Here is a 14,589-nt window from a genome sequence, read left to right as displayed (position 1 = left end):
AAGTGATGCGGGCTACCAAACCCGATCGCTGAAATGCAGCGACGGCCGAAGACTAGCCCTGGACATTCGATAGGCACAAGCCATGCAAACAGTTGAAATGTAACGGGTGGATTCTCGCGGAAATGCCCTACAAATCAAAGCGAAAATCCGCCATCAGAGGCAAACTTTATCGCATCCCTGTAGCCGCTGCCGCAGGCTGCGACAAGGCCCGCAGGGCCTTCCGAGGCCCTCAAGGGCGGCGTCCCCTTCGGGGCCGGTCGCAGCCTGCGGCAGCGGCTACAAGAAGCGGGGTCGCCGGCCATTTACAGCACTTGGGGTTTGCCCTTACCTTTCCCGGTCTGCGTCCTGCTGTCCGAAGGATCTGTCACCAGGAATATCTCGATGCCCAGCCTCGGTTTTACCTCGGTCCCACCCTTGCTCAAATATCTGCTCTATGCCGAGCAATTGGGTATTGCCACGGCGCCGGCGCTGGCGGCGGCGGGGCTTGAGGCCGCGCAGTTGAACGACACCAGTCTGCGCCTGCCGGTGGAGGTGCATGAGCGGTTGCTCGACTACTTCTGCCAGCATTCCGGCGATCCGCTGTTCGGGCTCAATTCGGCGCGCTTCGTCAAACCCAATTCCTGGAATGTGCTGGGCTACATCACCATGAACTGCGCCACCCTGGGCGAAGCCATGGGCCGCATCATGCCGTTCGAAAAGCTGGTGGGGGACATGGGCACCAGCCGGGCCGAGGTGGCGGGCGATCAGGTGCGGTTGATCTGGAGCTGTCGTCATCGGCGCCCGGACATTCGCCGGCATCTGGTGGAAAACGTGCTCGCCTCCTGGCTGCTGTATGCGCGCTGGATCGCTGACTCACAGCTCTCCCCCACTGCAGTGTGGTTCGAGCACTCGCTGCCGGAGCAGGCCGAGGTGGCGCAGTACGAGGCCCTGTTCGGCTGTCCGGTGCTGTTCGGGCAAGCCTGCTCGGCCCTGGTGGCACCGCTGCACTACCTGCAGTTGCCCCTGCGCCAGGCCGATGCGCGGCTGCTCAAGACCCTGGAGGATCACGCCCAGGCGATGATGGCCTCGTTGGCCGATGCGCCCCTGGCGTTGCAGGTGCAGAACGTGTTGCGCCAGTTGCTCAAGGACGGCCTGCCGCGCAAGGAGCAGGTGGCGGAGCAGTTGCAGATGTCCGAACGCACGCTGCAGCGCCAGCTGCAACAGGCCGGCACGTCCTACCAACAGATTCTTGATGACTTGCGCCAGGAGCTGGCCGAGCACTATCTGCGCCACAGCGAGCTGTCGATCCAGGGGATCGCCGATTGCCTGGGCTTTACCGAATCCCGTTCATTTCACCGCAGCTTCAAGAGCCGCACCGGGTTGACCCCGGGGCAGTTTCGTCAGACCGCGCTGAACGCCGGCAAGGCCTGAGCCCGCTCAGACGCTGATGGCGTTGGTGAACACCAGCCGATTGCCGAACGGATCGCTGATGGTCATGTCCTGGCTGCCCCAGGGCATGGCCTGGATCTGCGGATGGGAAAAGCGGTACTGCTTGGCCAGCAATTGCTGCTGGAAGGTTTCCAGTTCATCGGTCTCGATCCGCAGCGCCGCGCCCGGGGTGCAATCGCCGTGATGCTCGGACAGGTGCAGCACGCAATCGCCCCGGGACACCTGCATGTACAGCGGGAAGTTGTCCTCGAAGCGGTGCTGCCAATCGAGGTTGAAGCCCAGGAAGTCCAGGTAAAACTCCCGGGCCTTGGCTTCATCGAAAATCCGCAGGATGGGGGTGGTTTTGCCAAAGCTCATTGCATGACTCCCTGACTGAAATAGGCCGACTCTACAGGTGGCGATTCCCAGCACTTCGGCGCCGCGCAAGGATTCTTTAATGGCACAGCGCCATCACTGTGATGAAGATCAAAGAATCAGACTACGGATGTGAAGCCCCGGCGCAAATCCCCCTCTCGCGGTAAGAAACGTCCCGAGCGTTGACCGTTGGCCTGGCCCTCGGCGTAGCTGCGCACGCCATTGACCCAGACCCCGTCGATCCCTTGCGCGGCTTGCTGCGGGTGCTTGAAATCGGCCACGTCGCGCACCCGCGCCGGATCGAACAGCACCAGGTCGGCCCAATGCCCCTCGCGGATTTCGCCGCGCTGGTGCAGGCCAAATCGCGCCGCCGAAAGCCCGGTCATCTTGTGCACCGCGGTGTGCAGCGGGAACAGGCCCAGGTCGCGGCTGAAGTGGCCCAGTACCCGAGGGAAGGCTCCCCACAACCGTGGATGAGGGAAGGGATCTTCCGGCAGACCATCGGAGCCGATCATCGACAGCGGATGGGCGAGGATGCGCCGCACGTCGCTTTCATCCATGCCGTAGTACACCGCCCCCGCCGGTTGCAGGCGCTCGGCGGCGACCAGCAGGCTGACGCCCCACTCGTCGGCAATCTCGTTCAGATCACGACCGCCCTGTTCGGGGTGCGGCGTGGACCAGGTGATGGTGATGCGGTACGCATCGGTGACCTGCTTGAGATCCAGGGTCGAGGAGCTGGCGGCGTAGGGATAACAATCGCAGCCCACCGGATGATCCTGGGCCGCCTGTTCCAGGGCCGCCAGCAGTTGCGGACTGCGGCCCCAGTTGCCGGCGCCGGCGCATTTGAGGTGGGAGACGATCACCGGCGCCCGGGCCGCGCGGCCGATCAGGAAGGCTTCGTCCATGGCCTCCAGCACCGGCTCGAACTCGCTGCGCAGGTGGGTGGTGTACACCGCCCCGAACGCCGTCAGTTCCTGGGCCAGTTGCAGCACTTCATCGGTCTCGGCGCAAAACGCGCTGGCATAGGCCAGCCCGCTGGACAGGCCGAGGGCGCCGTCCTCCAGGCTTTCGCGCAGTTGCTCGCGCATGGCCGCGATTTCGCCAGCGCTGGCGGTGCGATGCAGGTCCGAAAGGTGGTTGCTGCGCAGCGCCGTGTGCCCCACCAGGGCCGCGACGTTCACCGCCGGGCGCGCCTCATCCACCGCCGCGCGATAGTCGCGAAAGTGCGGATAGACAAACATCGAGCGCTCGCCCAGCAGGTTCATCGGGTCCGGCGGATCGCCCTTGAGGCTCACCGGCGCAGCGCTGATCCCGCAGTTGCCGACGATCACTGTGGTCACGCCCTGGCTGAGCTTGGGCAGCATCTGCGGCTGGCGGATCACTACGGTGTCGTCGTGGGTGTGCACATCGATGAAGCCCGGGGCCAGGACCCGGCCGCCGGCATCGATCTCGTGCTCGGCGGTGGCGGCGCACAGGTCGCCGATGCGCTGGATGCGACCGTCGCCGATCGCCAGGTCGGCGGGATAGCCCGGGCGGTCGCTGCCGTCGATGATCAGGGCGTTGCGGATCAGCGTGTCGTAGCGCATGTCAGTCTCCCAGGGGCAGGCAGTCGTCGCCGCCACGGTAATGATCCAGGGCCAGCTTGATCCGCCGCAGGCGTTCCTGGCTGTCATCGGGCAGGGCCAGGGCCAGCTCGGTGGCCAGCACATCAATGGCCAGCAGCATGCCGTAGCGGGCCGCGGTGGGTTTATAGATGAACGAAGTTTCGGCGCTGTGCAGGGGTAGCACCACGTCCGCCAGTTGGGCCAGGGGTGACTCGGGCAGGGTAATGGCGAGGATGCCGGCACCGTAGTTGCGGGCCAGGGCCACCGCGTCCAGCAATTCGGGGGTGATGCCGGTCAGGGAACAGGCGATCACCGCATGTTGCGGCCCCAGGGCGGCGGCGGTCACCCGCATCATCACCGGGTCGTGGCAGGCGACGATGGGGTAGCCCAGGCGCACCAGGCGCACCTGCAGTTCATCGCTGCACAGCGTCGAGCAGCCGCCCATGCCGAAGGCGTGGATCATCCGTGCGCGCCCCAGCAAGCGCACCGCATCGGCAAACTGCGTTTCCTCGAAACCGGCCAGGTGCTGATGCAGCGCAGACTCGATATCGCCCAGGATCTGCCGGTAGAAACCGGACTGCTCAGGCGCTCCCGCCGGGTCGAGAAAGCGGCTGCCGACACCGCTGGCCTGGGCCAGTTGCAGGCGCAGTTGGCGCAGGTCGCGGCAACCGACACTGCGGGCAAAGCGCGACAGGGTGGCGGCGCTGACTTCGGCGCGCTGGGCCAGTTCGTCGAGGCTGGCGGAGGCGGCAAAGCCCACGTCGTCGAGCAGCAAGCGGGCGATCCGCCCTTCCCCGGCGCTGAAGTCATCCAGGCGCGAACGGATCTGATAAAGAATGTCCATCTACAACAGCTCCGCGAGTCCCAGGGTCAGGCCGAAGGCGATCAGCGAAATCAGCGTCTCCAGCACGGTCCAGGTCTTGAAGGTTTGAATGACGGTCATATTGAAGTATTCCTTCACCAGCCAGAAGCCACCGTCGTTGACGTGGGACAGAATCACCGAACCGGCCCCGGTGGCAATCACCAGCAATTCCGGGTGGGGATACCCCAGGCCGACAGCCACCGGCGCCACCACCCCAGAGGCGGTGGTCAGGGCCACGGTGGCAGAACCGGTGGCGACCCGCATCAGCACCGCAAACAGCCAGCCCATCCACAGCGGCGACAGCTGGAATTCATGGGCCAGGCCGACGATCTGCTCGGTGACCCCGGAGTCGATGAGAATCCGGTTGAGGCCACCACCGGCCCCCACCAGCAAGGTGATGCTGGCGGTGGGCGCCAGGCACTCGTTGGTGAACTTGAGGATCGATTCGCGGTTGATGCCCTGGGCAAGCCCCAGGGTCCAGAAACTCACCAGGGTGGCCACCAACAGGGCGATCACCGAGTTGCCGATAAACAGCAGGAACTGATTGAGCCCGGTGCCGGGCTCCGCCAGCAGGTTGGCCCAACCGCCGATCAGCATCAGCACCACCGGCAGCAGGATGGTGAACATGGTCAGGCCAAAGCTGGGCAGGCGCGCCCGGGGTTCGCGGGCAATGAACTGACGCTCCAGGGGGTTCTCGGCCGGCAGATGGATGTGCGGCACGATAAACCGGGCATACACCGGACCGGCGATGATCGCCGTGGGCACGCCGATCAGGATCGCGTACAGCAGGGTCTGCCCCACCGACGCCTGATAGGCCTGCACCGCCAGCATCGCCCCCGGGTGCGGCGGCACCAGAGCGTGGACCACCGACAGCCCGGCGACCATGGGCAACCCCACCATCAGCAGCGACACCCCCACCCGCCGTGCCACGGTAAAGGCAATGGGGATGAGCAGTACAAAACCCACTTCGAAAAACAGCGGCAACCCCACCAGAAAGGCGATACAGACCATGGCCCAATGGGCGTTGCGCTCGCCGAAGCGGTCGATCAAGGTCCGCGCCACTTGTTCGGCGCCGCCGGATTCGGCCATCAGCTTGCCGAGCATGGTGCCCAGGGCCACCACCAGGGCGATATGGCCCAGGGTCTTGCCGACCCCGGCTTCATAGGCACCCACCACGCCGGACGGCGGCATGCCGGCCATCAGCGCCAGGCCGACGGACACCAGGGTGATGACGATAAAGGGATTGAGTCGGTAGCGGGCGATCAACACGATCAACGCAATGATGGCGACTGCGGCGTAGCCCAGCAGCCAATAACCCGTTGCGGGAGCCATGGTGTTCTCCTTGAAAACAGCGTCACTTTCGAATGGTTGTGAAACTCTTTAATCACTTAAGGAGTTTTGTTTCAAACCAAGTGAAACTAATTTTCGTAAAGAGGCAGGCCTTGTCGCGAACAGCTATGCAAAAGCGCGAGCGATGAAAATCGGTAGTGGCTATTTTCATCCCCGCGCATTGAAAAACGGGCGAGCACTGCCACTCGCCCCCGGGCTTCAGTCGTGTTGCACCCGGGCTCGTTTCAGCAGCTTCTTGCAGCGCTCCGACAGGTGCAGCACCCGCAGTTGCTTGCCGGCCTTGGCATAGCGCTCGCGCAAGGTTTTCAGGGCGGCGATGGCCGAGTAGTCGACAAAGCTCAGGTGGCGACAGTCGACGGTCACGTGCTGCGGGTCATCCACCGGGTCGAACTGATTGAGAAACGGCGTGGTGGAAGCAAAGAACAACGTGCCGTGCAAGTGATAGCGCTTGCTGCCGTCGGCCTCCAGGTGAGCGTCGGCGTACAGCTCGCGGGCCTGCTGCCAGGCGAAGTTCAGCGCCGCGATCACGATGCCGCAGAACACCGCTATGGCCAGGTCGGTGAACACCGTGATCACGCTCACGGCGAGGATCACCAGCACATCGTTCATCGGCACCTTGTTGATCACCCGCAACGAGGCCCAGGCAAAGGTCTGCTGCGACACCACGAACATCACCCCTACCAGGGCCGCCAGGGGAATGCGCTCGATCAGCGGCGACAGGAACAGCACGAACAGCAGGATCAGCCCCCCGGCCACCACCCCGGACAAGCGCCCGCGACCACCGGAGCTGAGGTTGATCACGGTCTGGCCGATCATCGCGCAGCCGCCCATGCCGCCGAACAGGCCCGACACCACATTGGCCGCGCCCAGGGCCACGCATTCGCGGTCCGGGTAGCCACGGCTCTCGGTGATTTCGTCGGTGAGATTCAGGGTCAGCAGGGTTTCCAGCAGGCCGACCATGGCCATCAGCAACGCGTAGGGCGCGATGATGCCCAGGGTGTCCAGGTTCCACGGCACCTGGGGCAGCGCCAGGCTCGGCAGGCCGCCGGCGATGTGGGCCATGTCCCCCAGGGTGCGGGTCGGCAGGCCCAGCAGGTACACCAATGCGCCAACGCCGAGGATCGCCACCAGGGCCGGTGGCACCGCCCGAGTCAGGCGTGGCAGCAGGTAGACAATGGCCATGGTCAGCGCCACCAGCCCGGCCATCAGGTACAGCGCCTGGCCGCTGAGCCAGTGCTCACCGCTCTTGAAATGCTCCAACTGGGCCAGGGCAATGACGATTGCCAGGCCGTTGACGAACCCCAACATCACCGGGTGCGGCACCATGCGCACCAACTTGCCCAGGCGCAGCAGGCCAAAGGCGACCATGACCAGCCCGCCCAGCAACACCGTGGCCAGCAGGTACTGCACGCCGTGCTGCACCACCAGGGCGACGATCACCACCGCCATGGAACCGGCAGCGCCGGAAACCATGCCCGGCCGACCGCCGAACAGCGCGGTCAGGGTGCAGATGAAGAAGGCGCCGTATAGGCCCATCAACGGGTTGAGATGGGCCACCAGGGCGAAGGCGATGCATTCGGGGAGCAAGGCGAAGGAGGTAGTGAGTCCGGCCAGGACATCGGCGCGCAGACGTTTTGCTTTCATGGTTGACCTGATAGGCGGACCGGCGGACACGGCCCGGGGGAGAGCGGAAAAAGGCGGGCAATGGTACGCAGTTGCGTGGTCGGCGCCTAGACAGGCGAGCGGTCGGAGCCGGCTTACCGACGAAAGCGCCCCGACACCGAGTGCCGGGCTTGAGCGCGCCTTCGCCGGCAAGCCGGCGCTGACAGAGGGTTGTGGTTATTTGACGATCTTGCCGACACCACGACCGCGGGGGTCGGAAGCGGTTTCAAGCTGGGTGCCATTGACCCGGATCGCCTGGATGTCACCCATCTCCCAACCCTGGTCTTCCAGGGTGTAGCCCATGGTTTTCAGCTCATCGGCGACCTTGCCGGTGAGCGGCGCATAGGCGTCGTAGTAGATCGTGTCCTTGGGCAGCAACTGGTGATGCACGCGCTGCGCGGCCACGGCCTTTTCCAGGGGCAGGTTGTAGTCATAGAGGTTGTTCAGCACCTGGAAGATCGAGGTGAAGATCCGCGAACCACCGGGGGTGCCCAGCACCAGGGTGACCTTGCCATCGCGGGTCACCAGGCTCGGGCTCATGGACGACAGCATGCGCTTGCCCGGGGCGATGGCGTTGGCATCGCCACCCACCACGCCGAAGGCGTTGGCTACGCCGGGCTTGGAACTGAAGTCATCCATCTCATCGTTGAGCAAGAAGCCCGCCCCCTTGACCACCACGCCACTGCCGTAATCCCAGTTCAGGGTGTAGGTGTTGCTCACCGCGTTGCCCTGGGCATCGACGATGGAGAAGTGGGTGGTCTGGTGCGGCTCAAGCCCGGGACGCACTTTCTCGGTGGCCGAGATGGCATTCGGGTTGACCTCGGCGGCGCGTTTTTTCAGATAGGCCGGGTCGGTCAGTTGCTTGACCGGCACGTCGGAGAACGCCGGGTCGCCCAGGTAGTCGGCACGGTCGGCGAACACGCGCTTTTCGATTTCCGCCAGCAAGTGGATGTACTTGGCCGAGTTCAGCTCGACGCCCTTGAAGTCCGCGGCACGCTCTTCCTTGATGCTGATCAGCTGCGCCAGGGCGACCCCACCGGAGCTGGGTGGCGGTGCGGTGTACAGGGTGTTGCCACGGAAGCTGACCTGCAGCGGCTGGCGCCACTGGACCTTGTAGTCCTGCAGGTCCTGTTTGGTGATCAGGCCTTTGTCGGCCTGCATCTGCGCCACCAGCAAGTCGGCGGTCTTGCCGCTGTAGAACTCCTTGGCGCCCTGGTCGGCGATGCGCTCCAGGGTCGCGGCCAGCTCCGGCTGACGGAAGGTTTCACCGGGTTTCATGCTGCCGAAGTAGTCGCCGAAGTTGGTGCTGCCGTTGAACAGCTTCAACGCATCCTCGCGGTACTGGTACTGCTTGTCCGCCACCTTGAAACCGTTTTTCGCGTAGCCCACGGCCGGCGTGATCAACTCGCTCCACGGCAACTTGCCGAATTTCTGGTGGGCTTCCCACAGGCCCATCACGGTGCCCGGCACCCCGGCGGCGCGCGCGCCCACCAGGCTCAGGTTCTCGATCACCTCGCCCTTTTCGTTCAGGTACATGTCCCGGGTCGCGGCCTTGGGCGCGGTTTCCCGGTAGTCGAGGAAGTAGGGTTTGCCGTCGACGAACATCGTCATGAAACCGCCGCCGCCGATGTTGCCGGCTTCGGGGTAGGTCACTGCCAGGGCGAAGGCCGTGGCCACCGCGGCGTCCACCGCGTTACCGCCTTTCTTCAGGATCTGCGCCGCGACATCGGCGCCGTACTGGTTGGGCGCAGCCACCGCGCCGCCTTCCAGGGTCACGGCGAACGCCGAACTGCTGGCGGCGATGGCGGCCGTCAGGGCCAGGGTCTTGAACAACAGGATGCGCATAAAGTCCTTCCTTTTCTTGTTTTTGAACGGCAAGAACCTTAGGCCCGAGACGGGGGTTTGAGCAATCGCCAAACGTGGCACGAACGTCCCAAGCCTCAGCCATGGATAACCTACGGGTGATAGGCGGGAAACGGGGCTTTCAGCCCTGGAACTCGGGGCTGGCGTAGTCCGCCAGCTTGCCCTGGATGAAATCCAGGAAGCACTGGATGCGCAGGGCCAGTTGCGAGTTGCGGTAGTACACCGCGTTGATCGGCTGGCGGTAGCCGCTGTTGAACGAGGCCAGCACCGGTTGCAGGCGCCCGGCGCGGATGTCGTCGATGGTCATGAAATGCGACAGGCAGGCAATCCCCTGCCCCTCCAGCGCCAGGTGGCGCAAGGTCTCGCCGCTGGAGGCACTGATGCCCGGCTGGATCTGCCAGCGATCACCGTGCACATGGCGCAACGGCCAGTGATTGAGGGTTTCGGTCTGGGTGAAGCCGAGCAAGGTGTGTTCGGCCAGTTCGGCCACGCTTTGCGGCGTGCCGTGGCGGACCAGGTAATCGGGGCTGGCGAGGATATGCAGCGGGCTACAGCCCAGGGAGCGGGCATGCAGGGTCGAGTCCGCCAGCACGCCGATGCGGATGGCGATGTCGGTGCTCTGCTCCAGCAGGTCGATGATCAGGTCGTTGCTGTTGAGTTCCAGCTGGATATCCGGGTACAGGCGACGGAACTCGGCCACATGGGGAACGATGGCGTGCAGCATGAAAGGCGACGCGGCGTTGATCCGCAAACGCCCGGACGGATTGCGCTGGCGCGAGGACAGGCGCTCTTCGAGCTCGTCCATCTGGTCGAGAATCAGCTTGGCCTGCTCGAAGAAGTAGCGCCCTTCTTCGGTCAGGTCCATGCGCCGAGTGGTGCGGTTGATCAGCGTGGTGTCGAGCTTGGCCTCCAACCGCGACAAGGTGCGGCTGACCGCCGAAGGGGTCTGGGCCAATTGCTCGGCGGCGGCGGAAATCGAACCGCACTCGATGACGCAAACCAAGACTTGCAACTCGTCGGATCGGGCTTTCACAGGAGTCCTTTATCGGCGCTGGTGGGCCCGGATAAACCGCAGGCCCGCTTCAAGGCGCTCAATAGTAGCCGGATTCAGCCCTGGAGATTGAACACCGCCTTGAGGTGCTCCGCGTAGCGCTGTACGTCGGCTTCGATGTTCGGGCGCTTCATCACGTCGACACAGAGGAAGGTCGGCAAGCCGCGCATGCCGAGGAACTGGTTGGCCTTGTGGAACGGGAAGTACACCGCGTCCACGCCCTTGGCTTCGAAGAAGTCGGTCGGGTCGTCAAAGGCCTGCTGCGGCGCGTTCCAGGTCAGCGACAGCATGTACTGCTTGCCCTGGATCAGGCCGCCGCTGCCGTATTTCTGCGAGGCGTCGGAACGGGTCCGGCCATCGCTGGCGTAGAGGCTGCCGTGGCCTTCGGTGAAGACTTCGTCGATGTACTTCTTGACGATCCAAGGCGCGCCCATCCACCAGCCGGGCATCTGGTAGATGATCACGTCGGCCCAGAGAAACTTCGCCACTTCTTCCTGAATGTCGTAGCCCTCGTCGATATGGGTGACCTTGACCTCCAGGCCACCGCGATCCAGCACCGCCAGGGCGGTGTCGTGCAGGGTGGCGTTGTAACGGCCATCGGAGTGGGCGAACTGTTTGGCGCCATTGAGCAGCAGTACTTTTTTCATGATCCGGCCTCATCGGGGACAGCCCATCGCGCATCGGCAGCGACGGGCTGTGAAGGTTGCAAACGATGGCGGCAGGTTAATCAGGCCGGGAGCGGAGAATAAGCCCGGGTCGCTCAAAATACATTTGACTAAAACGCACGAATCGATAGCCGATCTTTGCCTTAGGATTTTCAGCACCTTCCCCGTCAATGAGTGCTTTGCGCATGTCCACGCCCCAGGCCTTTATCCTTCACGCCAAGACCCGTCCCGAGCGCGCCGACGCCTTCCAGGTGTTCTTCCTGAGCCATGTCGCCGCCAGCCGCGCTGAAGCCGGCTGCATCGAGTACCACATGCTGCGGGACCGGGAAGACCCGAGCCTGTTCATCTTCTACGAGGTCTGGGCTTCCCAGGAGGCGCTGGATAGCCACTCTGGCCTGCCGCACATGCAGCAGTTTCTAGACGCGCGCATGGACTACCTGGAGCGCGACTTCGAGATCCGCGCCATCGACATGCTCAGCCCGGCCGCGGCTGGCCGCTGAGCCAGAGGTCTAGCCGCTGATCAACAGATGCCCGCCCAGCAGCCCCAGGCCGATGAAGAACACCCGCTTGAACAGCAAGGCGCTGATGCGCTGGCGCAACCATTGCCCCAGCCACATGCCCAACAGCGCCGGGGCCAGGGTCAGCAAGGAAGCCCCCAGCTCGGCGCTGCCCAGGGCGCCACGCCACAGCAGGCCGGCGGCCAGGGCCAGGGTCGAGACGGTGAACGACAGGCCCAGGGCCTGCACCAACTGATCCCTGTTCAAGCCCAGGGCCTGCAGATAGGGCACCGCCGGGATCACGAACACCCCGGTGGCCGAAGTGATGACCCCGGTGACCAGCCCGCACAGCGGCGCCAGCCAGCGCTCCTGGGCCGGCGACACGCGCAGGGTCGGCAACAGCAGGCCGCTCAGGGCATACAGCAGCAACGCCGCGCCCAACCCCCGCACCACCCAATGCCCGCCCTCGATGCCCAACCACAATGAACCGGCGGCCGTGCCGACGAAGATCGCCAGCAACATCGGCCACAGGCGCTTGAGCAAGGCCGGCAGGTGCCCGCCAAAGGCCAGTTGCCAGAGATTGGTCAGGGTCGCCGGAATGATCAGCAAGGCTGCAGCCTGCGCCGGAGCCATAGCCAGCCCCAACAGCCCCATGACGATGGTGGGCAGACCGAGGCCGATCACCCCCTTGACCATGCCGGCCAGTACGAAGGTGCCGATGACTAGCAGAGAAAGGGCCAGTCCGAGGTTTTGATAAAACGCGAGAGAGCTGTTCATGGGCCTATCCTGCGCCCTGCCCGCCGAGCTGAAAATCTGCCATATACTGAGCCAGCCTCTTGCCAGGCAATAGGCACATACCAAAACCTATTGCCCGTACCTCCGTAGGAGCTGGCTTGCCAGCGAAGGCGCACTCAAGCCCGATGCAAAATCCTAAGGCCCCTTCGCCAGCAAGCCGGCTCCTACAAAAACATCTGCACGGCCTCCGTAAGAGACCCCGTTCCCCGAGGAATGCCCCATGCACTTCGACCTGATCGACCTGCGGCTGTACCTGAACATTCTCGACGCCGGCAACATCACCGCCGGGGCCGCTCGCAGCCATCTGTCCCTGGCCGCCGCCAGCGCTCGAATCCGCGCCATGGAAGCCTCCCTGGGCATCGAGTTCCTCGAACGCGGGCGCCGCGGCATTCGCCCGACGCCCGCCGGCAAGGCCCTGGCCCAACATGCCCGGACGCTGTTGCTGTACGCCGAACACCTGCAACAGGACCTCGCCGAATACGCCAAGGGAATCAAGGGCCAGGTACGCCTGTTGTGCAACACCACCGCCCTCAGCGAGTACCTGCCGGAGCTGCTGGCGGACTTCTTGCACAACCAGCCCCAGGTGGATATCGACCTGCAGGAATTGCCCAGCCAGCGCATCACCCACGCCCTGCGCCAGGGTGCGGCAGACCTGGGTATCGTCTCCGACGCGGTGGACATTCAGGGACTGATGAGCCGGCCTTTCCGTGATGATCCGCTGGTCCTGGTGATGCCCCAGGATCACCCGCTGAGCCTGCAGCCCAACCTCAGCTTCAACGACACCCTGGCCCACGACTACGTTGGCCTGGCCAGCCATAGCGCCCTGGCGGTGTATCTGGAGGAACAGGCCCTGCACCTGGGACGACGCATGCAATTGCGCATCCGCGCCGAAGGCTTCGACGCCCTGCTGCGCATGGTGGCCCGTGGGGCTGGGCTGGCGCTGGTGCCCCTGGCGGCCCTGGAGCGCAACCGTCACCTGCCATTGCAGTCCCGCCCTCTGAGCGAAGCCTGGGCCCGGCGCCGGTTGCTGTTGTGCGCCCGTGACTTCGCAACGCTGCCGCTGTATGCCCAAGGTTTGTGCGCGGCACTGCTGCCGCCTTGACTCTCCCCTTAGGGGCAGACTTTAGCCTTGGGGTTTATCCCTCAAGGACCACGGCAATGAGCAAACGCATCCTGGTGATTCTCGGCCACCCCTCGCGCAACAGCCTATGCGCGGCATTGAGCGAGCGCTATGTGAAGGCGGCGCAGGAAGCCGGGCATGACGTGCGCCAGCTCAGGCTCGGCGACCTACGCTTCGATCCGGTGCTGCGCGAAGGCTACCGGCAGATCCAGCCTCTGGAGGAAGACCTGCAACGGGCCCAGGCCGACATCCTCTGGGCCGAGCACCTGACCTGGGTCTTCCCCATCTGGTGGGGTGGGATTCCAGCCCTGATGAAGGGCTTTCTCGACCGTGTGCTGCTGCCGGGCTTCGCCTTCAAGTACCGCCTCGGCAAGGCCTTTCCCGAGCAACTGCTCAAGGGCCGCACCGCCCACCTGATGGTGACCATGGACACCCCGCCCTGGTATTTCCGCTGGTTCTATCGCATGCCCGGCTTGCAGCAGATGCGCCGCACCACCCTGGCCTTCTGCGGCATCAAGCCGTTGCGCACCCTGACCTTTGGCCCGGTGCTGGACGCCAGCGAAGAACGCAAGGCGGATTGGCTGATGCAGGCGCAGTACCTTGCCAGGCAGTGAATCCACCGGATAATGCGCAACGCTGTCCACCGCCCGAAACCGGTACTGAACAAGGAGTTTTCATGTACATCGGCCAAGCCGCGCAACTGTCCGGGACCACGATCAAGAGCATCCGTCACTACGAAGCCATCGGCCTGTTGCCCGAAGCTCCGCGTCAGGGTCGCTACCGCCTCTATGACGCCCAGAGCGTCGAGCAACTGATGTTCATCAAATGCGCGCAGCAGTTGGGGTTCAAGCTCAAGGAATTGCAGCAGGTGTTCGCCACGCACCAGGGCCAGGCCTTTCCCTGGGACCGCGCGCAGGCCGCCCTGGCGCAAAAGAGGCGCGAGCTGCAACAACAGATCGATGACTTGCAGCAGTTGCAGAGCCGGCTCGAAGTCTTCGAGACCAGCCTGCAACAGGCTCGCGAAGAGTGCCCCCTGGGCAGCCTCTAGCGGGTCGTTGAGAAAGGAGCGGAAAGGTGCATTCCGATAGAAAATTCAATTAATTAGTGACGCCAATCAGGCTCAGCGGCTCGCACGAACAAGTACGCTGGCACCGTCCAGACCTCCGGACTCGCTCCACCAGCTCCGCCCTTAGACTTTCGGAGGCAACTGGGGGCACCAAACCAAACTGCGATGTGTTCCTCGGGGACATTGGGGTCCCCCTCAATGCCGACCACGACCGCCAGAAGGCCGTCCAGCTCGACTAAGTCACCACGTTGCCAATTTGTCATGCACAGCAC

The 14,589-nt window shown here is 64.2% G+C and carries 14 protein-coding genes; 5 read left to right on the top strand and 9 right to left on the bottom strand.

Annotation, left to right across the window (positions count from 1 at the left end):
* Nucleotides 1-381 precede the first annotated feature (381 nt).
* Nucleotides 382-1,410: an AraC family transcriptional regulator GliR gene (gene gliR, locus KHO49_RS04940; protein WP_102878296.1), complete on the top strand. Its 1,029-nt coding sequence runs from the start codon at nucleotides 382-384 to the stop codon at nucleotides 1,408-1,410.
* A gap of 6 nt (nucleotides 1,411-1,416) precedes the next feature.
* Here gliR and KHO49_RS04935 read toward each other — a convergent pair whose 3' ends face one another.
* The 8 genes from KHO49_RS04935 to mdaB form a co-directional block, all read right to left on the bottom strand.
* Entirely contained in the window at nucleotides 1,417-1,785 is a 369-nt protein-coding gene (locus tag KHO49_RS04935; protein WP_110595960.1) for a glyoxalase superfamily protein, read from the bottom strand.
* 116 nt (nucleotides 1,786-1,901) lie between these two features.
* On the bottom strand, nucleotides 1,902-3,368 hold the full coding sequence (locus KHO49_RS04930; RefSeq protein WP_110653095.1) for an N-acyl-D-amino-acid deacylase family protein: 1,467 nt from the start codon (nucleotides 3,366-3,368) through the stop codon (nucleotides 1,902-1,904).
* A 1-nt stretch (nucleotide 3,369) separates the two neighbouring features.
* Nucleotides 3,370-4,230: a MurR/RpiR family transcriptional regulator gene (locus KHO49_RS04925; protein ID WP_213664707.1), complete on the bottom strand. Its 861-nt coding sequence runs from the start codon at nucleotides 4,228-4,230 to the stop codon at nucleotides 3,370-3,372.
* Nucleotides 4,231-5,580, bottom strand: a complete 1,350-nt coding sequence (locus KHO49_RS04920) for a GntT/GntP/DsdX family permease (protein ID WP_102861043.1) — start codon at nucleotides 5,578-5,580, stop codon at nucleotides 4,231-4,233. It lies immediately after the preceding gene.
* A gap of 216 nt (nucleotides 5,581-5,796) precedes the next feature.
* The gene (locus tag KHO49_RS04915) at nucleotides 5,797-7,242 is read right to left on the bottom strand and encodes a SulP family inorganic anion transporter (protein ID WP_213664706.1); all 1,446 of its coding nucleotides are present in this window, start codon (nucleotides 7,240-7,242) and stop codon (nucleotides 5,797-5,799) included.
* A gap of 195 nt (nucleotides 7,243-7,437) precedes the next feature.
* Nucleotides 7,438-9,105: a gamma-glutamyltransferase gene (ggt, locus tag KHO49_RS04910; protein ID WP_213664705.1), complete on the bottom strand. Its 1,668-nt coding sequence runs from the start codon at nucleotides 9,103-9,105 to the stop codon at nucleotides 7,438-7,440.
* Nucleotides 9,106-9,244: 139 nt separating this feature from the next.
* Nucleotides 9,245-10,156, bottom strand: a complete 912-nt coding sequence (locus tag KHO49_RS04905) for a LysR family transcriptional regulator (protein WP_110653097.1) — start codon at nucleotides 10,154-10,156, stop codon at nucleotides 9,245-9,247.
* Nucleotides 10,157-10,230: 74 nt separating this feature from the next.
* Nucleotides 10,231-10,821: an NADPH:quinone oxidoreductase MdaB gene (gene mdaB, locus KHO49_RS04900; RefSeq protein ID WP_102861039.1), complete on the bottom strand. Its 591-nt coding sequence runs from the start codon at nucleotides 10,819-10,821 to the stop codon at nucleotides 10,231-10,233.
* Between the two features lie 203 nt (nucleotides 10,822-11,024).
* Between mdaB and KHO49_RS04895 the strand changes: the two genes are divergently transcribed.
* Nucleotides 11,025-11,339, top strand: coding sequence for a putative quinol monooxygenase (locus KHO49_RS04895; protein WP_213664704.1), 315 nt, complete (start codon nucleotides 11,025-11,027; stop codon nucleotides 11,337-11,339).
* 9 nt (nucleotides 11,340-11,348) lie between these two features.
* Here the strand turns inward: KHO49_RS04895 and KHO49_RS04890 are convergent, their stop codons facing one another.
* The gene (locus tag KHO49_RS04890; protein WP_213664703.1) at nucleotides 11,349-12,113 is read right to left on the bottom strand and encodes a sulfite exporter TauE/SafE family protein; all 765 of its coding nucleotides are present in this window, start codon (nucleotides 12,111-12,113) and stop codon (nucleotides 11,349-11,351) included.
* Between the two features lie 238 nt (nucleotides 12,114-12,351).
* Between KHO49_RS04890 and KHO49_RS04885 the strand changes: the two genes are divergently transcribed.
* From KHO49_RS04885 to KHO49_RS04875, 3 genes are all read left to right on the top strand, one after another.
* Nucleotides 12,352-13,233 carry a LysR substrate-binding domain-containing protein gene (locus KHO49_RS04885; protein WP_110653100.1) on the top strand — a complete coding sequence of 294 codons (882 nt, stop codon included), beginning with the start codon at nucleotides 12,352-12,354 and terminating at the stop codon, nucleotides 13,231-13,233.
* Between the two features lie 56 nt (nucleotides 13,234-13,289).
* A complete protein-coding gene (locus KHO49_RS04880) occupies nucleotides 13,290-13,865 on the top strand; it encodes an NAD(P)H-dependent oxidoreductase (RefSeq protein WP_213664702.1) in 576 nt (191 codons plus the stop codon).
* Nucleotides 13,866-13,927: 62 nt separating this feature from the next.
* Complete coding sequence (locus KHO49_RS04875) at nucleotides 13,928-14,299, top strand: MerR family DNA-binding protein (protein ID WP_213664701.1); 372 nt, start codon at nucleotides 13,928-13,930, stop codon at nucleotides 14,297-14,299.
* The last annotated feature ends 290 nt before the right edge of the window (nucleotides 14,300-14,589 follow it).

The sequence above is a fragment of the Pseudomonas sp. RC4D1 genome (assembly GCF_018390395.1).
GTDB lineage: Bacteria > Pseudomonadota > Gammaproteobacteria > Pseudomonadales > Pseudomonadaceae > Aquipseudomonas > Aquipseudomonas danubii.
Note: the sequence above shows the minus strand (reverse complement) of the source record. Positions and strands in the feature narration are given on the sequence as shown.